A 485-nucleotide genomic window follows, 5' to 3' on the forward strand; every position below is an offset into this window, starting at 1 on the left:
TACCGATCCGCGCCAGCGAACCCACCAGCGACGTCAGCCACGTGATCGGCCTGTACTTGCGCAGACCGCCCATGTTGCGCATGTCCTGATCGTGGTGCATGCCGATGATGACCGAGCCCGCACCGAGGAACAGCAACGCCTTGAAGAATGCGTGCGTCATCAGGTGGAACACGGCCACTTGGTACGCCGAGGCCCCTAGCGCCACCGTCATATAACCGAGCTGCGACAGCGTCGAGTACGCCACCACGCGCTTGATGTCGGTCTGGATGATGCCCAGGAAACCCATGAACAGCGCGGTGATCGCCCCGATGACCAGCACGAACGACAGCGCGGCGTCCGACAGTTCGAACAGCGGCGACATGCGCGCAACCATGAAGATACCGGCGGTCACCATGGTGGCCGCGTGGATCAGTGCGGAAATCGGGGTCGGACCTTCCATCGAATCCGGCAGCCACACGTGCAGCGGGAACTGTGCCGACTTACCC

Annotated in this window: 1 protein-coding gene; it reads right to left on the reverse strand. The window is 62.9% G+C overall.

Annotated features, from left to right (window positions below):
* The coding region (locus RVY79_RS17280; RefSeq protein WP_317465708.1) for a proton-conducting transporter membrane subunit at positions 1-485 on the reverse strand (485 nt) is incomplete at both ends.

The organism is Chromohalobacter sp. HP20-39 (assembly GCF_033052815.1).
Classification (GTDB): domain Bacteria; phylum Pseudomonadota; class Gammaproteobacteria; order Pseudomonadales; family Halomonadaceae; genus Chromohalobacter.